3 protein-coding genes and 1 pseudogene are annotated in these 2,851 nt (G+C 69.9%); 2 read left to right on the top strand and 2 right to left on the bottom strand.

The window, feature by feature from the left end:
* Positions 1-538 (bottom strand): annotated as a pseudogene (locus tag GX015_RS11470) (hypothetical protein); the annotation flags it as partial.
* A 69-nt stretch (positions 539-607) separates the two neighbouring features.
* Positions 608-1,243: a hypothetical protein gene (locus GX015_RS11465; protein WP_291345263.1), complete on the bottom strand. Its 636-nt coding sequence runs from the start codon at positions 1,241-1,243 to the stop codon at positions 608-610.
* A gap of 24 nt (positions 1,244-1,267) precedes the next feature.
* On the opposite strand from GX015_RS11465, the gene GX015_RS11460 reads away from it, so the two are divergent.
* Entirely contained in the window at positions 1,268-1,495 is a 228-nt protein-coding gene (locus tag GX015_RS11460) for a hypothetical protein (RefSeq protein ID WP_046649536.1), read from the top strand.
* A gap of 161 nt (positions 1,496-1,656) precedes the next feature.
* A partial coding sequence (locus tag GX015_RS11455; protein WP_291345262.1) for an FAD-binding oxidoreductase occupies positions 1,657-2,851 on the top strand: 1,195 nt, incomplete at its 3' end.

Genomic DNA, 2,851 nt, shown 5'->3' with positions numbered 1-2,851 from the left:
GGCCGCCGTCCCGGCCGGCGCCACCCGGCGCCGCGACGTTGACGACGCGCCCGCCGCGCCACAGCCCGTCGATGGTCCCGGACCCGCCTATGCACAGCGCATCCGGGGTGGCCTCGTCGCGGGCGAACGCCTCGCGGACGTCCAAACGGTGATCCCACAGCCCCCAGTGCCAGGTCAAGGTATCGCCGACGTCCTGCAGCACGTCGCCGATGACGGTGTCGAGGGGCACGTTGACGCTCAGCCCCAGCCCGGCTCCAACTCCCCCGGCGCCGAGCCCGCCGCCCCCGGCACCCGCACCGGACCCGATTCCCGCGGTCCCGTCCAGGGTGAACTTGGTGGGAGCGGATTCGCCGGGCCAGCCGAACATGACGCGCAGCGCGTCGGAAAGCTCGCGGAGCGTCAGCCGGTCGTTGATGCCGAACTGCCGGTGCACCACCTGGGGCTCCTCCGCCAAAACGGCACCGATGATCAGCGTGGCCGGTTCCGCGGCCACGCGCACGCCCGGGAAGGCGATGACGTTGTCGGTGTCCGTCGACATGGCCCCAAGCGTACCGACGCTCCCCGAACCCCGCCGTGCCCCGAAGCCCCTCCCCACCTCGCGGCGGGGTCAGTCCGCGGCGTACTCCAGAGGCACGGGGCGGGACTCCGCACCCCACGGTTCCCGCAGGTAGTCACGCCGGCGGCGCTGCGATTCCAGCTCCGACCACGTCGCGGTGAGCTCCTCCAGCCCGCGCGCCCACGCGAGCACGCGCCCGGCGGCGGCCTCCCCGACGTGGCCGAATTCGATGGGTTCGACGTCGGCGACCGTCGGAAAGCGCGGCGACACCAGCTTGTCCTTGCCGGGCTTGGCCTTCTCCTCGGCGACGCGGGCCTTCAGCTCCTTGACGTGGCCGCGCAGGGCCTTCACGGTCGCGGCCAGGTCGACGCGGGGCGCGGGGGTTCGCTTGACGACGTCGACCTCTTCCCCCGCGGCCAGCACCGCCGCCCCGGCGAACAGGTTGGCCAGCGTCGCCCCGGCGTCGTCGGCGGCCGGGTCCACCAGCCAGGCGCCGGACAGCCGGCCCCCGGTCAGTTGCGGCTCGAGCTGCACGTGCCACACCGCGATCTCGCCGGATTCGCCCGGCGCGCCCACGACGGCAATGGTCGTCGGAGCCGTGGCCCCGGCGACGTCGGTTGCGGCGGCCCCGGCGGCTTCGGCGGCGTCGGTGGCGGTCGCGGGTTCGGTGGCGCTGTCCTCGCTCATGGGCAACAGGATAACCTCACGGTCATGTTCGGATTCCTGAGGAAGAAGAAGAAAGACCCGGTCTACATCGCCGCGGAGCACACCGACACCCCGATGTCGTCTGAGATGACGCGACTGGTCGCCCAGGAGCTGCCGCTGCTCGACAGCGTCAGCCGCACCCGCGTGTACCGGCTCCTCGAGGAGTACGACGGCCCCACCATCACCTCCCAGGAGGAACTGCCGCAGGAGATCCGCGACCTGATGGACCTGTAGGCCGCTTCCTTTGCTTTGCGACGCCCACGCGCCACGCGGACCGTCGCAAAGCAAATGGGACGGAAAATCCCGGCGCTGCGGGGATTCTCAGGTATTTCTAGGCGCACTCCCGGGGCGCGCCCCCCTGTGGACTCATGCGGCCGGGAGTAGCGTGTGCGGTGATGTCTGCACACAACAACGGCACGTCCAGCACCGACGCTTCGAACGGTGCCCCCGGAGCCGTCTCCACAGAAGCCAGGAAACTCACCGGCTGGGGCCGCACCGCCCCCTCGACCGCGGAGGTGCTCTCCACCTCCGACGTGACGGAGATCGCCAACGCGGTCCGCGCCGTCGCCGAGCAGAACGACGGCAAGCCGTCGCACCTCAAGCGCGGCATCATCCCGCGCGGCATGGGACGCTCCTACGGCGACCCCGCCCAGAACGCCGGCGGCCTCGTCGTCGACATGCAGGCCCTCAACCAGATCCACTCCATCGACCCGGATTCGGCGATCGTCGACGTCGACGGCGGCGTCACCCTGGATCAGCTGATGAAGGCCGCGCTGCCCTACGGTCTGTGGGTCCCGGTGCTGCCGGGCACTCGCCAGGTCACCATCGGCGGCGCCATCGGCCCCGACATCCACGGCAAGAACCACCACTCGGCCGGTTCCTTCGGCAACCACGTCGCGTCGATGGAACTGCTCGTCGCCGACGGCCGCATCCTGCACCTCGAGCCGGAGGGCTCCGACGACGACCCGTCGGGCGAACTGTTCTGGGCCACCGTCGGCGGCATGGGCCTGACCGGCATCATCCTCCGCGCGAAGATCCGCATGACCAAGACGGAGACCGCGTATTTCATCGCCGACGGCGACCTGACCGCCGACCTCGACGAGACGGTGGCGTTCCACTCCGACGGTTCGGAGCACAACTACACCTATTCCTCCGCGTGGTTCGACGCCATCTCGCCGGAGCCGAAGCTCGGCCGCGCCGCCATCTCCCGCGGCTCGCTGGCCACGCTGGCGCAGCTGGAGGAGCTGGCCCCGAAGCTGGCGAAGGACCCGCTGAAGTTCAACGCCCCGCAGCTGGTGACGGTGCCGGACATCTTCCCGTCGTTCACCATGAACAAGCTGTCCATGGTCGCCATCGGCGAACTGTGGTGGCTGAAGTCGGGCCGCTACAAGAACCAGGTCCAGAATCTGACGCAGTTCTACCAGCCGCTGGACCTCATCGGTGAGTGGAACCGCGGTTACGGCTCCAAGGGCTTCCTGCAGTACCAGTTCGTGGTGCCCATGGACGCCGTCGAGCCGTTCAAGGACATCGTCCGCGACATCCAGAAGTCCGGGCACTACTCCGCGCTGAACGTGTTCAAGCTGTTCGGCG

Origin of the sequence: Corynebacterium sp. (assembly GCF_012837295.1) — a bacterium.
In the GTDB taxonomy this organism is placed as follows: domain Bacteria; phylum Actinomycetota; class Actinomycetes; order Mycobacteriales; family Mycobacteriaceae; genus Corynebacterium.
Note: the sequence above shows the minus strand (reverse complement) of the source record. Positions and strands in the feature narration are given on the sequence as shown.